This is a genomic window from Ottowia pentelensis (assembly GCF_964341695.1).
Genome location: NZ_OZ224513.1, coordinates 3,513,703 through 3,531,564, shown reverse-complemented (window position 1 = coordinate 3,531,564; position 17,862 = coordinate 3,513,703). Strand labels below are relative to the sequence as shown.

Below are 17,862 nucleotides of genomic sequence, written 5' to 3'. Positions count from 1 at the left end.
CCATGGCGTGGTGGGACAGCGTGGCGTCGTTGACGCCGGTCGCGGCGTGGGATGCGCTGCACTTCGCGAACGGGCAACTGCAGGATCAGGTCGGCAGCAATGCCATCACCGTGCAGGGCGGTGTGGCCACGCCATTTCCGCTCTACGGGTTGTACGGCCAGGACAAGCCCTGGCCGTTGGCCACGCCGATGTCCTTGTCCGGCGACTTCGTGCTGGCGGGCTTCGTGATGCACGTCAGCCGAGGGCTGGTGTTCTACAAGACCCTCGGCGACAGCAATAGCTACTTTTTGGATCAGGAGTCCAACGGCGCGATCTACCAGTACGCCAATGGCAGCGGCGGTCAGGTGGGCAGCGGGCCCGCGTGGGGCACGCCCAAGTTCATGGCGCTGGTCGTCAGCCCTGCCAGTGCCCGCGTGTACATCAACGACGACTGGGCGGGCGCGGCTTTCGCGCGCTCGTGGGTGGCAGATAGCGTGGGCGGCATCGGCTACCACGCCGACGGCAACGAATACAACATCGGCGGCAGCGAGCGCTTCTTCGCGGCCGGGTTGTGGTCTGGTGTCGCAAGTCTTGCCGACGTGCGCGCGCTCGAATCCGCCTGCCGTGCCGCGCTCGCGGGACCGCCGGTCGGCGTGCATTCCGCTGCCTTGGCCCGCTGGCACAGCCCGAACACTGAACTGTGGAGCCAGCCAGGCAGCTACCCGCCCCGGGTTCGAGCTGTGGCCAGCGCGCGCCGAGACATTTATTTCGGCGGCAACGGCCAGATCACCGGCACCGTCAAGGAGAAGGGGCAGCCCGACCAACCCCTCGTTCGCCAAGTTCTGCTCTACAGCGAAAACACCCACGCCCTGGTGGCGAGCACGTGGTCTCAGGCTGACGGCACCTACCGATTCGAGCGCATCGACCCTCAACAGCGCTACACGGTGATCAGCACCGACTACCGACAGATGTACCGCGCCGTGATCGCGGACAACCTCACGCCGGAGTTGATGCCATGACCGTCACTATCACGCAGGAGCACAACGAGGCGCGGCTGGCGGGCACGCTGTCCTTCCTCGATGCGGGAACCAACCCGGCGCGGCTGCGCATCTACGGCGGCGCTCGGCCCCCCAATCCAGCAGCGACACCCACCAGTGCGATGTTGGTCGAAATTGCGCTCACCAAGCCTGCAGGCACGATCGCTGGCGGGCTATTGACGCTCACCCAGCAGGAGGACGGCCTCATCACAGCCACCGGCATTGCCACCTGGGCGCGGCTGGTTAACGGGGATGATGTGACCGCACTGGATCTGGATTGCAGTGGCTCCGATGGGGCGGGTGATGTGAAGCTGGCGAGTGCCCAACTCTATCTGGGTGGCGACGCCCGGATGGTCTCAGCCATCCTGGGCTGAAGTGTCGGGGTGAACCATGCCTGTGAGCCCTGGGCACAACGTCGACCTTCTGTACGACCGACCCGCAGCGCTCGATGCCGACCTGATCTTCGGCGCGGGCTACGTGCCGCCGCGCAATGATGTGGTGGTGCAGGCGACGCTGCCGCTGCCAGTCGCCAGCGTCGTCTTCATTCCGCCCGCTCGGCTGGAACTGCTGGCCGCGCTGCCGAGCCTGACAGTCAGCACGCTCATCCTGCGCCCGAGCGTGCCGCTCAACGTCGGCGCGGCCAGCCTGCCCGGCGTGGTGCTGACCGGTGAGGTGCGCTACGTCTCGCGCACGCAACGCCCCACGGTGGGCCAGACGGCGCACGAGTGGCAGCAGGCCGCACAGACCGAAGAGGGCGCGACACAGGGCCAACAGGACGCCGCTGCGACCCCAGCAGGCTGGGGCGCGGTTTGGCAGCGTGCCGAGCGTTCGATGCACGGCATCGCGCACCGGCTGCCGCCGGTCTTGATCGCCGCGCCGTTGCAGCGGCGCACGGGCCAGCAGCAGGCGACCCGGTTGCACGGCGCAACGGGGTTTCTCCACGACGGCGCGACGCCCATCGCACAGATCCGGGTTGGCGTGTTTCAGAACGCCACCCGCCTGCGCGACGCTACCCGCTTTGCGCATCAGGACGGTGACCGTGCCAAGCGCGCCGGGCGGTCAGCTTTGTGGGAGAACGCCCGCCTGCTGACCCAGCGCCAGAGTACGGACTTCCAGATCGCCAGCCGCCGCCCTGTGGGTTGGCGTGGCCGCTACCAGGACGCGATGCGCCCGCCACCGGGCATCAGCGTCTGGATCGTGCCCGAGCCGCCCGAGCCGCCGCGCTGCTACACGCCCAACGGCCATTTGCTGTTCGCCGCGCTGGGTCCGACCAGCGCCCACCTGCTCTTCTTCTGCGAAAACCACACCGAGCCGCCCGATGGCGATCCGGTGATCGTTCCCATCCGGAGGGTGTACCTCGTGATCAACAACGTGACCCTGCACCGGCTGCCCGATGGCCTGCCGGTGCCGGTGTTCAATCTCTCACTGTCGCTCGACGCTGCGTCCTGGACGTGGGGGTTCGATGCGCAACTGCCCGCCAAGGCGGAAAGTCTGGTCGCGCCTGGCTATGCTTCCGGCCCGGTCGAACTGGTGGCCAGCGTCAACGGCACGCAGTTTCGTGTACTGGCCGAAAGCATCAGCCGTGAGCGCAGCTTCGGTGACGCCAGCATCCGCGTCTCGGGTCGCGGCCGCAACGCGGTGCTGGCCGCGCCCTATGCGCCAGTGATGAACTTCCAGCAGCCACAGGCGCGCACGGCCCGTCAGTTGATGGACGATGTGCTCACGCTCAACGGCATCTCGCTGGGCTGGAACATCGATTGGGGCCTCACGGACTGGAACGTGCCTGCCGGGGTGTTCGTCAAGCAGGGAACGTGGATCGAGGCCTTGGTTGCCATCGCCAGCGCGGTCGGCGGCTACCTGATCCCGCACCCATCTGACCAGATCCTCCGCGTGCGTCACCGCTATCCGGCAGCACCCTGGGACTGGGCCACCGTCACGCCCGACTTCGTGCTGCCCGTGGACGCCGTCGCCCGCGAGTCGATGCGCTGGATCGAAAAGCCCGCCTACAACCGCGTGTTCGCATCCGGCCAAGACGTCGGTGTGCTCGGGCAGGTCACGCGGGCTGGCACGGCAGGAGATGTGCTGGCTCCGATGGTGGTCGATGCCCTGATCACCGAGGCGGCTGCGGCGCGCCAGCGTGGCATCGCCGTGCTGGGCGACACCGGGCAGCAGATCGAGGTCAGCCTGCGCCTGCCGGTACTGGCCGAGACGGGAATCATCGAGCCGGGGGCCTTCGTCGAGTACCAGGATGGCAGCGTCACGCGCTTGGGCCTCGTGCGCTCGACGCAAGTCGAGGCCGGAATACCGGAGGTCTGGCAGACGCTGGGGGTGCAGAGCCATGCATAACCTCTACGAACAGTTCCGCCAGCTCATTCCGGACCCGCCGCTGCAGGCGGGCACTGTGGTGGGCGTCGGCTCGGGCGTGGTCACTGTCGCCTTGCCCGGTGGCGGCCTGATCCGCGCACGCGGTAGCTCCGCCATCGGCCAGAAGGTGTTCGTCCGTGACGATGCCATCGAAGGCGTCGCCCCCAGCCTGACGCTGGAGATCATCGAGATCTGAAACCCAACTTCCGCTCACCCCCGAACCCGCCTTGGTGCCTCGTGCATCGGGCGGGTTTCGCATTTCTGGAGACCCGCAATGACCGAAGAAAACCAACCCGCCGCCCTCGTCGAAAACATGCTCCTGCTGCACAAGGAGGACTTCGACGATCTGCTCGAACGCGCCGCCGAGCGTGGAGCCGAGCGCTGTCTCGCGCATCTCGGCATCGAAAACGGTCACGCCGCGAAAGACATCCGTGAGCTGCGCGACCTGCTGGAAGCCTGGCGAGATGCCCGTCGCACGGCGTGGCAGACCACCATCAAGGTCGTGACCACCGGCATCCTGGCCGCGCTGCTGGTGGGGGCCGCCATCAAGTTGAAGCTGATGGGAGGCGCGCCATGACCGTCAAGCCGAAACTCTCTCTGCTCGACGATTGGCGGCGGGTGGCGCGCCGCGCCTGGAGCATTCGCCTGTCCGTCGTCGCCGCCATCTTCACGGCGGCGGAAGTGGTGGTGCCGCTGTTCGGCGACGTGCTGCCGCGTGGCGTGTTCGTTCTACTGGCCTTCAGCGCCAGCATCGGCGCGGCCATCGCCCGCTTGGTGGCGCAGCCGGAGATGCACCAATGATCCGCCCGCCGCAACGACGGACGGCGGCCGCGCTGACCCTGTCCGCCGCCGCACTGGTCGGCATCGTGCTGCACGAGGGCTACACCGACCGCGCGGTGATCCCGGTCAAGGGTGATGTGCCGACCATCGGCTTCGGCACGACATCGGGCGTGAAGATCGGTGACACCACCACGCCGACGAAGGCGCTGACCCGGGCACTCACCGACGTGCAGCAGTTCGAGGGTGCATTGAAGCAATGCGTCACCGTCCCGCTGGCCCAGCACGAGTACGACGCGTTGGTGAGCTTTTCCTACAACGTCGGCAGCCGCGCGTTCTGCCAGTCCACGCTGGTGAGAAAACTCAACGCAGAGGACTACGCCGGGGCCTGCGCCGAACTGCTGCGCTGGCGCTTCTTCCAGGGTAAGGACTGTGCGCTGCCCTCCAACGCGCGGCTGTGCGGCGGGCTTGCCACGCGGCGGCAGGCCGAGTACCGGCAGTGCCTTGGGGAAGTGCCATGAACCTGATTCCGTGGCCTTACCGCTGGCTGGCCATCGCCGCTCTGGCTGTTGCGCTGATTGGCTTCGGCTGGATCAAGGGCGCGGGCCACGTTCAAGCCCGGTGGGATGCCGCCGTCCAGCAACAAACCCTGCAGGCCGCAGCCGTCCGCGAGCGACAAGCGCAGGCCACCGTCAAGGTCGTTACCCAGTACGTCGACCGCATCCGCGTCGTCCGCGAGAAGGGCGACACCATCATCAAGGAGGTTCCCGTCTATGTGCCCGTTCAAGCCGATGCTGCTTGCAGTATCAACCGTGGCTTTGTGCGCCTGCACGACGCTGCCGCCGCCGGTGAGCTGCCCGAGCCCGCCCGAGACGCTGATGCGGCCGCCGCAGGCATTGCGCTCTCTGCCGTCGCCGGAACCCTTGCCGCCAACTACCAGACCTGCCACGAAAACGCCGAGCAACTGAGGGCGTTGCAAGCGTGGGTCAGCGAGATGGCGTCAGCCACCAAGTAATCAGCGCTTGGCGACTTCGCAACACCTGATCGTTTCATCCCGAATGCGCTTGGCTTCCATCTTGAACAGCGCGTTCATGACATCCGTACCCACCACGGAGCATTGACCATGAGTAACCGATTCAAGCACGCCGTCATTGACGACGTGACCTCGCGTAACATCGACGCCAGCCTGCAAGAACATCTGCTCGACCTGTTCGAATCGGCCATGAAGTCGGTGGCCACGACGCTGGTGCGCGAGGCCAAATTCGACACCACCGACTTCGCTACCGCCAAAGGGCGCGGCTGCGAGGGGTTCACGCTGCTGGTGAGCCGCACCCGCGCCGACTCGCGCGACGGCTGGTTCGGCGCGTTTCAGCGCGGCGACGAACGCCTCGACGTCGTCGGCCACCTGGAATAGGCGGTCAATCGTCCAGTTCGGGAACGTCCCAGTCCGCTGGGCGCGCCTCGCCAGTCTGGTAAAACTGCTTCACCAGCTTCACGTATTCCAGAAAATCCCGGTTCTCCGTGGCCAGCCGGTTGGCCATGTCCCAATCGATCTCGTCGCGCTCGCGCGCCGGTATCAGCACTTGACTGTCGGCAGGGTTGTCCACGTCCAGCTTGATGAAGCCGATGCCGTGGGCGGCGAACAGCATTCGAAGTTCCTTCAGCGTATCCGTGCCACCGATTTCCGCCGCGACCAGATAGCCGAAATTGGCCCACGACGAGTTCGATACGGCCTGAAAGAAGCACTCGCGCACGTTCGAACGGTTGATCAGCAGCTTGACCTCGAACGACCACAGCTTGGTGCGCTTGTCGGAATACTGCGTCACGCAGTCGCGCACTTCGCGGTGCCACTCCTTGCCCAAGTCCTCCATGCCCACCACGTCCGGGTACAGCCAGCGGTTGCCGTTCGGCCCGCGCTTGTTCGACGAACGTTTCTCGTCGATGCGCTTGGAGAACACCCCGAACTCCTCCCACAGGTACTGCGACAACATCGGGTACAGCGCGTGCTCATCGATCTTCAAAGTGCTCGCGTCCGTCATTGACGCCGCACCCTCGCTCTCGACCGCCGCCACCTCGGCGCTGTCCGTTCGGTCCGAGTAGTAATGCTTGCGCGGCCGCCCCTCGGTCGTCTTCAGCTCCAGATGCTTCCTTTGCAGGCGCGGCAACTGGGAACTGATCTCGCGCACGATCTGCTGCAACAGATCGGCATCCGTTTCGAGGCGTTGGCTGCTCTGTTTCTTGGCCTGACACTGATCGGGATAGGTGGCAAACACCCACTCGGCGATCTGACGCGCGGTGAATTTCTCATCCGGGTGCGCCTTGAGGTAACCGACGACGGTTTTCGCCAGATTCAATTCCATACCTATTCCTCTCTCGTCGCGGTCATCACGCCGACGCCCCATTCTGTGGCGGAGCCTTCGGCGGAACCGTCCCCTGCTGATAGGTCGCATCGAACACCGTGTCCGTCAGCCAGCGCTTGAAATTGGGGTTGTCGCTGAACTGCTTGAACAGCTCGGTGTGGTCGGACAGCAATTCCAGCACCACGCGGTTGAGCGCCTTGTCGTGCTCCAGCTTCGCGTTTTGCTTGTCGGAGTTCGCCTGCGCGTTCTGGTAGGCCTTGTCCTGCGCCACCCGCGCCGGTATTTCCTCGGCGATGACCTTGCGGATCTTGTCCTCGTCCTTCCACTCGATGTTGCCGAAGAGGTCGTTGAAGGTCTTGATGATCGCGGAAAGCCTGTCGATGTCGGCTTCGCCTTTGCCGCCTCCGCCATCGGGCGGCACCGGCTCCACGGTGGCGTCGGCATCGTCCATCGCCATCTTCAGCGCTGCTTTGGCCTCCACCCGGTAGCTGTCCATGTCGATGGTCTCCAGCACTCCCTTGGAGAGGTCTTCCTCCTTGGGCGCGGGCAGCTTGGGGATGAGGAAGTTCAGGAAGATCGACAGCTTCTCCCACGTCGGGTGACCGTAGCTCAGAATCGCGGCAAGAAAGCCGTAGCTGCGCACGAAGGCCTTGGCTTTGCCCTTGAACTTGACCTGATCGTCCTCGCCAAGCTTGTCCGTGTATTCGACCACGCACGCATCGAGGATCGGGTCGAGTTTGTCCCGGTCTGCGCCGCTCAAGTAGAGCGCCACCAAGTCTTCCACCTGCTGCCAGCTATACACCTGCTGCCCGTCGAGTTCAGCCTTTAGGTCGTGCAGCTTGTTGGCGTCGGTTTCGCCGGTCTGGATGGTGGCGCGGTAGTAGTCCTGGAACGCCGCCTTCACTGCCTCGGCGTTGTCGGCGAAGTCGAGCACGAAGGTGTCGTGCTTCTGTGGATGCGCCCGGTTCAGGCGTGACAGGGTCTGCACCGCCAGCACGCCCGCCAGCGGCTTGTCCACGTACATCGTGTGCAGCAAGGGTTCGTCAAAGCCGGTGACGAACTTGTTGGCGACGATCAGGAATCGATACGGGTCTTGCTTGAGATTGGCCGGAATTTCCTTGCTCGGAAACCCGTTGAGATCGGCCTCGGTCTTCTTTTGCCCGCCAATCTCGAAGTCGCCCGAGTACGCCACGATGGCCTTATACGGGCTCTTGATCTGGGTGAGGTAGTCCGACACCTCGCGCCAGTAGTCGATGGCCCGCGCGATGCCGTTGCACACGATCATCGCCCGCGCCTTGCCACCGATCTTTTGCTTGCCCGCAACCTGCGCGATGAAATGATCGACCATGATCTCGGCCTTGCGGCGGATGGCCTTGTCGTGCGACTCGACGTAGTGGCGGATCTTCTTCAGCGCCTTCACCTTGTCGAATTCCGGGTCGTCCGCCACCGTTTTGGCCACTTGGTAGAAGCTGTCGTAGGTGGTGTAGTTCTCCACTACGTCGAGGATGAACTTCTCCTGGATGGCCTGCTTGGTGGTGTAGGTCAGTTCTTCGGGCGAGCGGAACTGCACCTTGTCGCCGACCAGGGTCTTCTCGCCGAACAACTCCAGCGTCTTGTTCTTGGGCGTGGCAGTGAACGCAAAGTAGCTGGCGTTGGCCAGAAGCTTGCGCGAGGCGATGCGCTTCTCGATTTCGGCATTCACCGCATCCTGCGTGCTGTCCTCTTCGAACTCCTCCTCGGCCACCTTGCCGCCGAGGGCTTCGTGCATCCGCGCGGTGGTCTTGCCGCCTTGGCTGGAATGCGCTTCGTCGATCAACAGCGCGAAGCTCTTGCCGGATAGGTCGCCCAGCTCATCGAGGATGAACGGGAATTTCTGCACCGTGGTGACGATGATCTTCTTGCCCCGGCGCAGGTACTCACGCAGCTCCTGCGCGTTGTCGGAGTGGCCGAAGATCGCCGCCACGTGGTCGTAACCCTTGATGGTGCGGGCAATCTGTGTGTCCAGCGCGCGCCGGTCGGTGATGACGATGATGGAGTCGAACTGCGCCGTCATCGGGTCGTCCTTGCGGCGCAGCTCCACCAACTGGTGCGCCAGCCAGGCAATCGTGTTGCTCTTGCCGCTGCCTGCCGAATGCTGGATCAGATAGCGCTTGCCCACCCCATCGGTATGGGCACGGCGCAGCAGCGCACGCACCGTGCGTAACTGATGGAAGCGCGGGAAGATCTGCTTGCGCTTCTTGCGTTTCTTGCCGCTGGCGTCTGCTTCTTCCTCCTCCACCACCTGCGCGTAACTCTCGATGATGTTGGCCAGCGACTCGCGGGTCAGCACCTGCTTCCACAGGTAATCGGTCTTCAGACCATCCGGGTTGGGCGGGTTGCCCGCGCCGCTGTTCCAGCCCTGGTTGAACGGCAGGAACCAAGAGGCTTTGCCCTTCAGCTCAGTGCAGAACGCGGCCTCCGCGTCATCGACCGCGATGTGCGCCACGCAACGCCCCAACTGGAACAGCAGCTCCTGCGGGCTGCGCGTGGTCTGGTACTGGACTATGGCGTCGGCCAGGGTCTGCTTGGTCAGCGAGTTTTTCAACTCAAAGGTCAGCACCGGCAGGCCGTTGATGAAAATCACCAAGTCCAGTTCGTTGCCGGAATCGTTGCTGTAGCGCACTTGCCGGGTGACGCTGAAGATGTTCTTGCCGAAGGCATCCGCTGCGGCAGCATTGCCCGGCGTGGGCAGCAGCTTGTAGAGATCGACGTGTACCGGCCCGTGGCTCACGCCCTTGCGCAGCACGTCCACGACCCCGCGCTTGGTGATCTCGCCCTGAAGCCGGTGCAGGAACTGGGTGCGCTTGATGCCTTCCGCCGCCAGTTCCAGAGTGTCTATCGCCTTTGGCTGGGTGGCCTGCAAGAAGGCGAGCAACTGCGCCACATCCAGCGCCACGTCGCGGTTGTAGTCGGTGGGTTTGCCCTGCACGTAGCCGTTGTTGGTGGCGGCGAAGTCGGTGGGAGCCAGCTCATGGCTGTACTCGGGCTGCGGCACACCGGTCAGGCCGCGCACCACGCGCGCCTCGAACCAGCGCTCGCTGGTGTCAGTTTTCGCCATCGCCATCCTCCTCTTCGGTCACATCTTCGTGTTCATCGCCCAGCACGGCCAGCGCCGCGTCGTCCTCCACGTCCTCCGGGCCGGGCTGCCAGCCGCGCACGTCTACTTGGCCCGTGACCACATCGGCAATCAGGCGGTCGCGGTATTCGCGTATCAGTTTGATTTCTTCTTCGATTCGGGTGATGGCGTCATCCAGCGGCTTGCATTCCTCGGTGATCCAGCGACAGATGGTTTTTTGCTCTTCAATGGGTGGTAACGCGATGACCGCGTTCTTCACATCGTGCTTGCCGAGTGCAAAGCGTGTGACGCCGGTGGCAAGAACGTGAAACTGTTGCGCAGTGCGCGCTGAGCCGATGGCGCGAAACAGGAACTCGCCCAACACGCGATCCGGTACGGGGCGCAGCAGGCCAAGGTGATAGGCGCAAACCACGCCGGGCAAACCCTCCGGCACCCAGGCGGGTACGCCGATGTCGTCCGGCGTTTCGGAATCCTTGGTCAGAATGACATCACCCGCTTTCAGCGTCAGGCGGGCTATCTCAGCCGCCGTCGCTGTGGCGCGCATCAAGTCCATATCGTCGGTGATGCGGTCGTTTTTGTAGACGTCGGTGTAGTTGCACAGGCGCACAGGCGTTTCATCGTCGTGCGAGTGCTTGTCTACGCCGCTGAAGCGGACGTCCGCGATGTGCTTAATGAAGGCGACTTCCCAGTGCTCCGGTACATCGCCCAGCCATTCGATGCCGGACGGCCTCAACGCTACCGATGAATCAAGGCCGCGCGTGACCGCGTGGTCGATGATGCGCAGCTTCTGTTCGGTGAGCAGCTTGATCAGGTCCCTTTTGGCCTTGATGAAGCGGGCGATGTGTCCGTCCTGCACCCGCAGATAGGCGACGATCTGGTCTTGCTCACGTCGCGGAGGGACAGGAATTGGAATTTGTCCAAACTGGTCGAAATATAGCCGGAGGCGCATATCCATTATGCCCCGCGACCTTATTTTGAACTGCTGGAGATACTTCTTCGTTCTAAATAGGAAATGATAGTAGTCAGTGTTGCATGGCTTGATTGGCCTCAAAATATCATAGGCTGGACTGGTAACGCCTTGATAGTGGGAGACACCAATAGCACCCATCCATGCGAGGAGCTTATTGCAAATTATGTCCCCCTCTTTTACAACCCAATATCCATCTGTTGTAGAGGCTTTATTGCCGCGTTGCTCAAGGCTTTTTCGCGGTCTTACGCCAATATGGGTGTAAACAGATAGCAACTCCATCTGGTTATTTACTGGAGCCTTTTCAATGACCAAGCGGAACATTTGCTTGGTACGCAGGATGGCCCACGAATCAGGTAAATGGTCAAACCATTTCAAATCAGTTCGTCTGTAGTCCGGATAGGGGCCAAACATTATTTGTCTACCCCCACGATCTTGTGCAACAAACCCTCGCTTTGCTGCTCCAGAGCGAGGATGTCGGCACGGATTTCGGCCAGTGTGCGCAGCGGCACGGGCTTGTAGAAATAGCGGGCGAAGGAAATCTCGTAGCCGATCTGGGTCTTGTCGGTGGCAATCCAGGCATCCGGTGCGTGTGGCAGCACCTCGCGGGCGAAGAAAGCGTCGATGCCGCCCGGCTCCTTCAACGGCACCTGCTCGGTGTCGCGCAGTTCGCTGTCGGGTTCGTACTCGACCATGAAGCGATCTTTACCCACGGTCTCCAGGTACGCGCCATCGAAGTCGGGCTCGAAATGCTCGCCCGCCTTGAGCTTAGTGCGCTTGGCGATGACCGGCGGCGCGGTCTCGTCGCGCCAGCTCACCGCCTTGTAAATGGCCTTCTTATCCGGCGCGCCGAGCTTATCGCCCTGTGCCTTCAGCGCCGCATCGAAGCGGGAGCGGAATTCATTGTGGTCGTCGAACACGGCGCTGCCCAGTGCCTGTTGCGCCCGCTTCGCCACCTCCATCAGCCCCTTGTCGCGCTGCCATGTAGATGCGTCGAGCAGCTTCTTGCGGCGCTTGGCGGGCACGGCCTTGCGGGCGACAGGGGCCTCACTGTCGTCGGCGCTGTCGCTGTCTTCGCTATCGTCGTCTTCGTTCTCGTCCTCGCCTTTCAGCCATGCCTCGATGGCCGGTTTGTGCTTGGTGAACTCGCTGTAGAGCGCCTCGCCGTGGGTGGCGTAGATCTCGGCGCGCAGCGCCTCGTCGCCAGTGGCAAAACGCAGGGGCTCAATGCGTTCGTCAGAGAGCTGGCTTTTCAGGCGCAGCGGGCGCTCGACGGTGATCTTCCAGTAGCCGAAGTCCTGGGTGTCGAACCATTTCGACTCGGCGGTTTCCTGCGCTTCGCCGAGGTAAAGGTCGAGGATGCGGGCAATGTCTGCATCACTCAGTTCACAGTTCTTCTTGCCGAGATTGCGGCGCAGCGGCTGGAACCACTGCGATGCGTCGATCAACTGCACTTTGCCACGCCGCGCTTCGGCCTTCTTGTTGGCCAGTACCCAGATGTAGGTGGCGATGCCGGTGTTGTAGAAGATGTTGAGCGGCAGGGCGATGATGGCTTCGAGCCAGTCGTTCTCCAGCACCCAGCGGCGGATGTTGCTCTCGCCCTGGCCTGCGTCGCCGGTGAACAGGGCGGAGCCGTTATGCACCAGCGCGATGCGGCTGCCCAGCGGCGTGTTGTGCTTCATCTTCTGCAGCTTGTTCACCTGGAACAAAAGCTGTCCGTCGCTGGAGCGGGTGATGAGCTTGAACTCGTTGTTGCCCGCGTGGCTGACGATGAAGCGCGGGTCGTTGAATTCCTTCTTGCCGCCCATGCGCTCCAGATCGGTCTTCCAACTCTTTCCGTAGGGCGGGTTGGAGATCATGAAATCGAATTCGCGGCTGCGGAATTGGTCGGCAGACAGGGTGGATTTGTCCGCGCCACCGACGATGTTCTCGGCCTCTGCGCCTTCGCCCTTCAAGAGCAGGTCGGCCTTGCAGATGGCGTAGGTTTCGTCGCTGATCTCCTGCCCGAACAGGTGAATCGACACTTCCTTGCCGTGCTGCTCGGCCAGTTCGTGCAGTGCCTCCTCGGCCACGGTGAGCATGCCGCCGGTGCCGCAGGAGCCGTCGTAGAGTGAATAGGTGCTGGACTCGATCTGGTCGGCCACCGGCAGGAATAACAACTTGGCCATGAGCTGCACCACGTCGCGCGGGGTGAAGTGCTCGCCAGCCTCTTCGTTGTTTTCTTCGTTGAAGCGGCGGATCAGCTCCTCGAACACCGTGCCCATGCCGTGGTTGTCCAGCGCGGGCAGCTTGATGCGGCCGTCGGCATCCTTCACCGGCAGCGGCGCGAGATTGACCTCGGGGTCAAGGAAGTCGTCGATCAAGTAGCCAAGGACGTGCGAATCCACCAGCTTCTGGATCTGGTTGCGGAAGTTGAACTTGGTGAGGATTTCCTGCACGTTGGGCGAAAAGCCGTCCAGATACGCAATGAAGTCATCGCGCAAGCGCTGGCCTGCTGCGCTGGCCTTGAGCTTGGCCAGCGTGAATTCCGAGACGTTGTAGAAGGCTTGGCCTGCCGCCATGCGCAGCGCGCCGTCCTGCTCGGCCACCTTGTGGGTGTCGAGGAACTTCTTGCGCTCCAGCACCGCGTCTTTCGTCGCTTCGAGCACGGCATCGAGCCGCCGCAGCACGGTGAAGGGCAGGATCACGTCGCGGTACTTGCCGCGCACGTAAACGTCGCGCAGGCGGTCGTCAGCAATGTTCCAGATGAAGTCGGAAATCCACTTGATCTGGCTTTGGTCTTGTTGTTGCTTCTTCTGCATCGATACGTTCCTCAGCTCGCCGCCGTGCCTGTGGAGACGGCGAGATTCCAATGGTCTTTGAGGACGCCCACAAGGCGTTTCTGGCGTTCGGCCAGAAGCGTGGGCGTCCACTCGCTTTCTGCTCTGACTTCCTGCGTCAACACGAAGGGAGATGCCTTGCCTTTGCCCCTGAAGTAGGCGTCTTTCTTCTTGGCAAAGTCGTAGTTGCTGGCGGACGAGTTCTTGTTCCTATCCAGCGGAACCAGATTGGCCAGACGGTGCGTCCAGCCGTCGCGCTCGTCTTCATCCGGGAACCACTTGATCCAGTCCGAACCGTCGGGCGGGGTTTGCGGCAGAACGTGCTCCAGAGACACTGCATCTTGAAGCTGCACGCCGGGGGCGCGCACCAAGGATTCAAGGCGCAAGACCAGCGCCATCCGTGCCTTGGGCAGATCGTCGTAAACGTCGCCATCGAGTGCCGCGACGAACTTGCGCTTTTGCGCGTCAGTCAGTGCCAGCGTGGTGAGCGCGGCCAGATCCCCCTTGAAGGTCTCCGGCTCGATTTCCTTGGTCAGCGCAGCGTAGGTTTCGATGCGCTCGTTGATACCCACCTTGGTGACCAGCAGGAAATAGGTCAGGCGTTCCAGTGACTGGAAGAACTCTGCGAGCAGTTTGGGTTGCTGCCGGAAGCGCTTGAAGTAGACCAGTGCCGGGGGCACCCAGTCCTTGAAGTCCACGCGGTTGAGCCAAGACAGGTGTTCGTTGATCGTCTCGGCGTGTTCGGTGGCCTCGAAGTCTGCATCGCGCACGAAGTCCCACACTTCGGCATAGGGTTTGATGACCTTGTCGACGAGGTCGATGGGGGTCTTGTACTCGGTGACGTGCTCCTGGAACTCCTTGACCAGGATGTACTTCTGCTTCTTCTTGGCGTAGATGCTGCGGATATGGCCAAACAGGTCACCGAAGGCGTCTCGGCCCAGCGAGTTTTCGATCCGACTCCACTCTTTGGCGTAGGCGCGGCTCTTGACGTCGCCTGCTGTAGTGCGGATCAGGCCCAGCACCTGCGCCTTGATGATGTCGATAGGCGCGAGGTCGAGTCCCCGGTTGTTGAGTACGGAGAAGATGCGGTATGCGGCTTCGAGGTCGGGCGTGGAGATGACGACCAGCGAGCAGTCGTTGGCGAGGAATTTCCACAGTGCGTTCAGATCGGCAGGTGACAGCGCTTTGGCCTTTTCGAGCAGCAGCGTGGCGTTCTCGCGGTAACGCAGGCGGCTGTCTTTCAGCTTGTCAGTGCTCGAAACCAGACGCTCCAACCCGCCTTGTTCCTGGATGTAGGTACGGAAAAAGTCGGCGTCCTCCTCGCGGGCCTTCAGGCGATACTCATTCAGCTCGCCCCACTCAGGATTTCCTTCCTTGTAGAGGTATTTGGTGAGGAAAGACGCCGAGTTCGGCATCAAGACGCGCAAAACTGCAAGCAGTATGGTGAGCGTGGACAGTCGCTGCTGGCCATCAACCACAAACGACTTTGGATCTCGATCCTCCTTGATCAGAACGATGCTGCCGAGGAAATACTGGCTACTTGCCCCTGAGACACGCGCATCCTGCATCGCCGAGTACAGATCATCGAACAGCTCTGTGGCCTGCTCGGTTGTCCAGGCGTAGGGGCGCTGGTAGTCCGGAATCTCGAACTGGTAGCTGCCTTCGAAGATCTCCCTGATCAGTTTGTCGTGGGCTTCAAGCGTCTTGGCCATTGGTTTTCTTCTTTCCTATCGTTTCTTTGGGCTGCTTGGGGCTTGGTAGCCCGGAGCCAGCTTGGCGTTCTCGACGCCGTACAGCGCCAGCGGATCGCTGAGCCATAGGCGGTACTGTTCTTCCTTGAGCCGATGGTCGGGCGAGCAGTCCACGCTCCAGCGCAGCAGCATGTAGCCCGCGACGGCGGCGCGAACACGCATCCGGATCGAGCCGTCGGTCATCCCGTAGTCCATCTTGATGATCTCGGGGCGGTCAAGGCGCGGGTGCGGCACGAAGTCCAGCTCGACGATGCGCGTCCACTGGATGTCGTTGTCCGGACGCTCGTTCGCCTGCGGCTCCTCATCAAGAAGGGTCGGCGCTTCGATGCGCGTGACGACAAAGTCCCGAAACTCCCCGCTCTTGCGATCAAAGGCCCGGACGTGCCAACGCAGACCGGTGTCCACCAGGGCAAAGGGCACGATGACCCGCTCGGACTCTCCGCTGCTCATCGAGTGGTAGCGGATGGCGACGGGTCGCTTGGCGTGGATCGCCCGGCAGACCGGGGCCAACACATCCATCCTGGGGTTGCTCAGAGCGGTAGGCGACTCGCACGGCAGCAGCGGCTGCGTTGCGCCGGTCACGCCATCGCCGAAGCCCAGAGCCCGCGCCGACAGCACGCGCTGCGATGCGTGGTCGAACAGCGGGGAGAACGCCTGCCCGATGCGGTAGATCTTGTTGCTGCCGTCGAAGGTGATGTTCTGCGGCGCGATTTCTCGGTACAGCGCCAAATCGCGTGTCGCCCCTGCCGGAGCAACGCCAAAACGGTCGATCAGGTCGGGGCGGCCAATCTCACCGAAGAAGTAGAGCCGGAAGTCGATGTAGGCCAGCCGCTCGCGCTGGGCGTGGCTCAAGCTCTCAACGCGCTGGGGATGCATGGTCAGGTGATCCTCACCCACGGAAGATGACGGTAAGACCGAAATTGACTGTTCGATTGCTCATTGCTAGGAAGTTTACATCATCAAATTGATGACATAATACTCTGCGAAGGAAGCTGGGGCAATGAGGTATGGCGAGTGAATGCCGGGGTGCTGTGAAGTTGATCGGTTTGCGCTCCTCGCCGTCCAGGATTTCTCTTGTCATCAGCCAGGGCCTACGACGCTTTCCATATGCATATGACCCACGATAGAATGAAATTTATGTAGTCACATAATTTCTTATGCCTGATGCCCACACTTTTTGCCTGGCTTGGTAACTCAGACCTTCGCGCCTCGGAAGATGCGTCGGGCACAGACTTCGGTCCCATCTTGATGGCGCTGGAGACCGGGGTGTATGACCGTCTAGTGCTCCTGTCGGATCACGGTCAGCAGAAAACGCAGAACTTCGTGGCGTGGCTGAGCGGCAAATTCACGGGGGCTACAGAGGTGCGGTACGCAAAACTGCGCAGCCCCACCGATTTCGAAGACATATACGTCGCAGCCAACGGAGCGGTGTCCGCGACGCTTTCTTCTTCTCCTGAGCTGCCGGTCACTTTTCACGTGAGCCCTGGTACCCCTGCCATGGCTGCTGTCTGGGTGCTGTTGGCGAAAGCCAAGTACGGGGCCAACCTCATCGAATCCTCTCGTGAACACGGCGTGCGTCCTGTCGTTGTTCCATTCGACCTAGCCGCAGAGTTCCTTCCAGTTGCGAGCAAGCAAGCTGACGAAGCTCTCGCACACCTTGTCCAAGGATCGCCCCCGGCAGCACCGGAGTTCGCCAGCATCATTCACCGCTGCAATGCGATGAAGCGTGTAGTCGCGATGGCGCAGCGATTGGCGCAACGGGATCTGCCCGTATTGATCCAAGGGGAGTCCGGGACCGGCAAGGAACTCTTTGCACGTGCGATCCACGCTTCGAGCAAGCGAAAAGGCGCTCCCTTTGTTGCAGTCAACTGTGGGGCCATCCCGCTCGAACTGATCGACTCGGAGCTTTTTGGTCATGAAAAGGGCGCGTTCACCGGTGCCCATGCAACCCGGGCCGGCTACTTTGAGGCAGCTGATGGCGGGACGCTTTTCTTGGACGAAATCGGTGAACTGCCGCTGCAGTCACAGGTTCGACTGCTGCGCGTACTCCAGGAGCATGAAGTGACCCGCCTGGGGGCCAGTAAGTCCCGAAAAATCGATGTGCGCATCGTCGCCGCTACCAACCGGGTTCTGCCGGAAGAAGTTCGGGCGGGGCGATTCAGAGAGGATGTGTTTCATCGAATCGCGGTTGGCATCTTGGCATTGCCTCCCCTGCGCGCTCGCGAAGGGGACCTCAATCTATTGATCGACGCTTTGCTGGCGCAGATAAACCGCGAAGCAACTTCGCAGCCGGGCTTTAAGCATAAGAACTTATCTGTTGGCGCAAGAAATCTTCTTCTTCGCCACGCCTGGCCGGGCAATGTGAGGGAGCTGCACAACGCGCTTTTGAGGGCGTCCATCTGGGCGCCAGGAGAGGAGATAGCCGCCGAGGATATCGATGAGGTTCTCTCGCTCACAACCACCGGCACAGACGACGCCATTCTTGGGGCCGCAATTGGCGAGGGGTTTTCGCTACCTGATCTGATGGCAGATGTGGCCCGGCACTACCTGGATAGGGCCATGGAGCAGAGTCGTGGCAACAAGACTGAGGCAGCGAAGCTGTTGGGTCTTGGCAGTTACCAAACCTTGACGAATTGGTTGTTCAAGTACCAGTCCAAAAAAGCTGGCACGGATGGTGCATAAGCATAAGAACT

Annotated in this window: 16 protein-coding genes; 10 read left to right on the top strand and 6 right to left on the bottom strand. The window is 62.1% G+C overall.

All coding sequences use genetic code 11. The annotated features are described in order from the left end of the window. Positions 1 to 2 precede the first annotated feature (2 nt). From ACWHMB_RS17025 to ACWHMB_RS16985, 9 genes are all read left to right on the top strand, one after another. Complete coding sequence (locus ACWHMB_RS17025) at positions 3 to 998, top strand: hypothetical protein (protein ID WP_447648621.1); 996 nt, start codon at positions 3 to 5, stop codon at positions 996 to 998. Then, positions 995 to 1,390 (top strand): hypothetical protein, encoded by a 396-nt coding sequence (locus ACWHMB_RS17020; RefSeq protein ID WP_447648620.1) that lies wholly within the window; start codon positions 995 to 997, stop codon positions 1,388 to 1,390. The genes ACWHMB_RS17025 and ACWHMB_RS17020 overlap by 4 nt, the downstream gene beginning before the upstream one ends. A gap of 16 nt (positions 1,391 to 1,406) precedes the next feature. Continuing rightward, positions 1,407 to 3,362 carry a hypothetical protein gene (locus ACWHMB_RS17015; protein ID WP_447648619.1) on the top strand — a complete coding sequence of 652 codons (1,956 nt, stop codon included), beginning with the start codon at positions 1,407 to 1,409 and terminating at the stop codon, positions 3,360 to 3,362. Beyond that, the gene (locus ACWHMB_RS17010) at positions 3,355 to 3,576 is read left to right on the top strand and encodes a hypothetical protein (RefSeq protein WP_447648618.1); all 222 of its coding nucleotides are present in this window, start codon (positions 3,355 to 3,357) and stop codon (positions 3,574 to 3,576) included. Before ACWHMB_RS17015 ends, ACWHMB_RS17010 begins: the two co-directional genes overlap by 8 nt. Positions 3,577 to 3,654: 78 nt before the next feature. Further along, complete coding sequence (locus ACWHMB_RS17005; protein WP_447648617.1) at positions 3,655 to 3,957, top strand: DUF6127 family protein; 303 nt, start codon at positions 3,655 to 3,657, stop codon at positions 3,955 to 3,957. Then, a complete protein-coding gene (locus ACWHMB_RS17000; RefSeq protein WP_447648616.1) occupies positions 3,954 to 4,181 on the top strand; it encodes a DUF7940 domain-containing protein in 228 nt (75 codons plus the stop codon). Before ACWHMB_RS17005 ends, ACWHMB_RS17000 begins: the two co-directional genes overlap by 4 nt. Then, on the top strand, positions 4,178 to 4,678 hold the full coding sequence (locus ACWHMB_RS16995; RefSeq protein ID WP_447648615.1) for a lysozyme: 501 nt from the start codon (positions 4,178 to 4,180) through the stop codon (positions 4,676 to 4,678). The genes ACWHMB_RS17000 and ACWHMB_RS16995 overlap by 4 nt, the downstream gene beginning before the upstream one ends. Continuing rightward, a complete protein-coding gene (locus tag ACWHMB_RS16990; protein ID WP_447648614.1) occupies positions 4,675 to 5,172 on the top strand; it encodes a hypothetical protein in 498 nt (165 codons plus the stop codon). The genes ACWHMB_RS16995 and ACWHMB_RS16990 overlap by 4 nt, the downstream gene beginning before the upstream one ends. A gap of 108 nt (positions 5,173 to 5,280) precedes the next feature. Beyond that, on the top strand, positions 5,281 to 5,571 hold the full coding sequence (locus tag ACWHMB_RS16985; protein WP_447648613.1) for a hypothetical protein: 291 nt from the start codon (positions 5,281 to 5,283) through the stop codon (positions 5,569 to 5,571). Positions 5,572 to 5,575: 4 nt separating this feature from the next. Here ACWHMB_RS16985 and ACWHMB_RS16980 read toward each other — a convergent pair whose 3' ends face one another. The 6 genes from ACWHMB_RS16980 to ACWHMB_RS16955 are packed head-to-tail and all read right to left on the bottom strand — an operon-like array spanning position 5,576 to position 16,045. Next, positions 5,576 to 6,517, bottom strand: coding sequence for a COG2958 family protein (locus ACWHMB_RS16980; RefSeq protein ID WP_447648612.1), 942 nt, complete (start codon positions 6,515 to 6,517; stop codon positions 5,576 to 5,578). A gap of 25 nt (positions 6,518 to 6,542) precedes the next feature. Next, positions 6,543 to 9,569: a type I restriction endonuclease subunit R gene (locus tag ACWHMB_RS16975; protein ID WP_447648611.1), complete on the bottom strand. Its 3,027-nt coding sequence runs from the start codon at positions 9,567 to 9,569 to the stop codon at positions 6,543 to 6,545. Positions 9,570 to 9,600: 31 nt separating this feature from the next. Beyond that, positions 9,601 to 11,013 carry a restriction endonuclease subunit S gene (locus ACWHMB_RS16970; RefSeq protein WP_447648610.1) on the bottom strand — a complete coding sequence of 471 codons (1,413 nt, stop codon included), beginning with the start codon at positions 11,011 to 11,013 and terminating at the stop codon, positions 9,601 to 9,603. Next, entirely contained in the window at positions 11,013 to 13,400 is a 2,388-nt protein-coding gene (locus tag ACWHMB_RS16965; RefSeq protein WP_447648693.1) for a type I restriction-modification system subunit M, read from the bottom strand. Before ACWHMB_RS16965 ends, ACWHMB_RS16970 begins: the two co-directional genes overlap by 1 nt. Positions 13,401 to 13,411: 11 nt before the next feature. Beyond that, positions 13,412 to 15,130 (bottom strand): DUF262 domain-containing protein, encoded by a 1,719-nt coding sequence (locus ACWHMB_RS16960; RefSeq protein ID WP_447648609.1) that lies wholly within the window; start codon positions 15,128 to 15,130, stop codon positions 13,412 to 13,414. A 15-nt stretch (positions 15,131 to 15,145) separates the two neighbouring features. Then, the gene (locus ACWHMB_RS16955) at positions 15,146 to 16,045 is read right to left on the bottom strand and encodes a WYL domain-containing protein (protein ID WP_447648608.1); all 900 of its coding nucleotides are present in this window, start codon (positions 16,043 to 16,045) and stop codon (positions 15,146 to 15,148) included. 288 nt (positions 16,046 to 16,333) lie between these two features. Here ACWHMB_RS16955 and ACWHMB_RS16950 point away from each other — a divergent pair, with 288 nt between their 5' ends. After that, entirely contained in the window at positions 16,334 to 17,851 is a 1,518-nt protein-coding gene (locus tag ACWHMB_RS16950) for a sigma-54 interaction domain-containing protein (RefSeq protein ID WP_447648607.1), read from the top strand. The last annotated feature ends 11 nt before the right edge of the window (positions 17,852 to 17,862 follow it).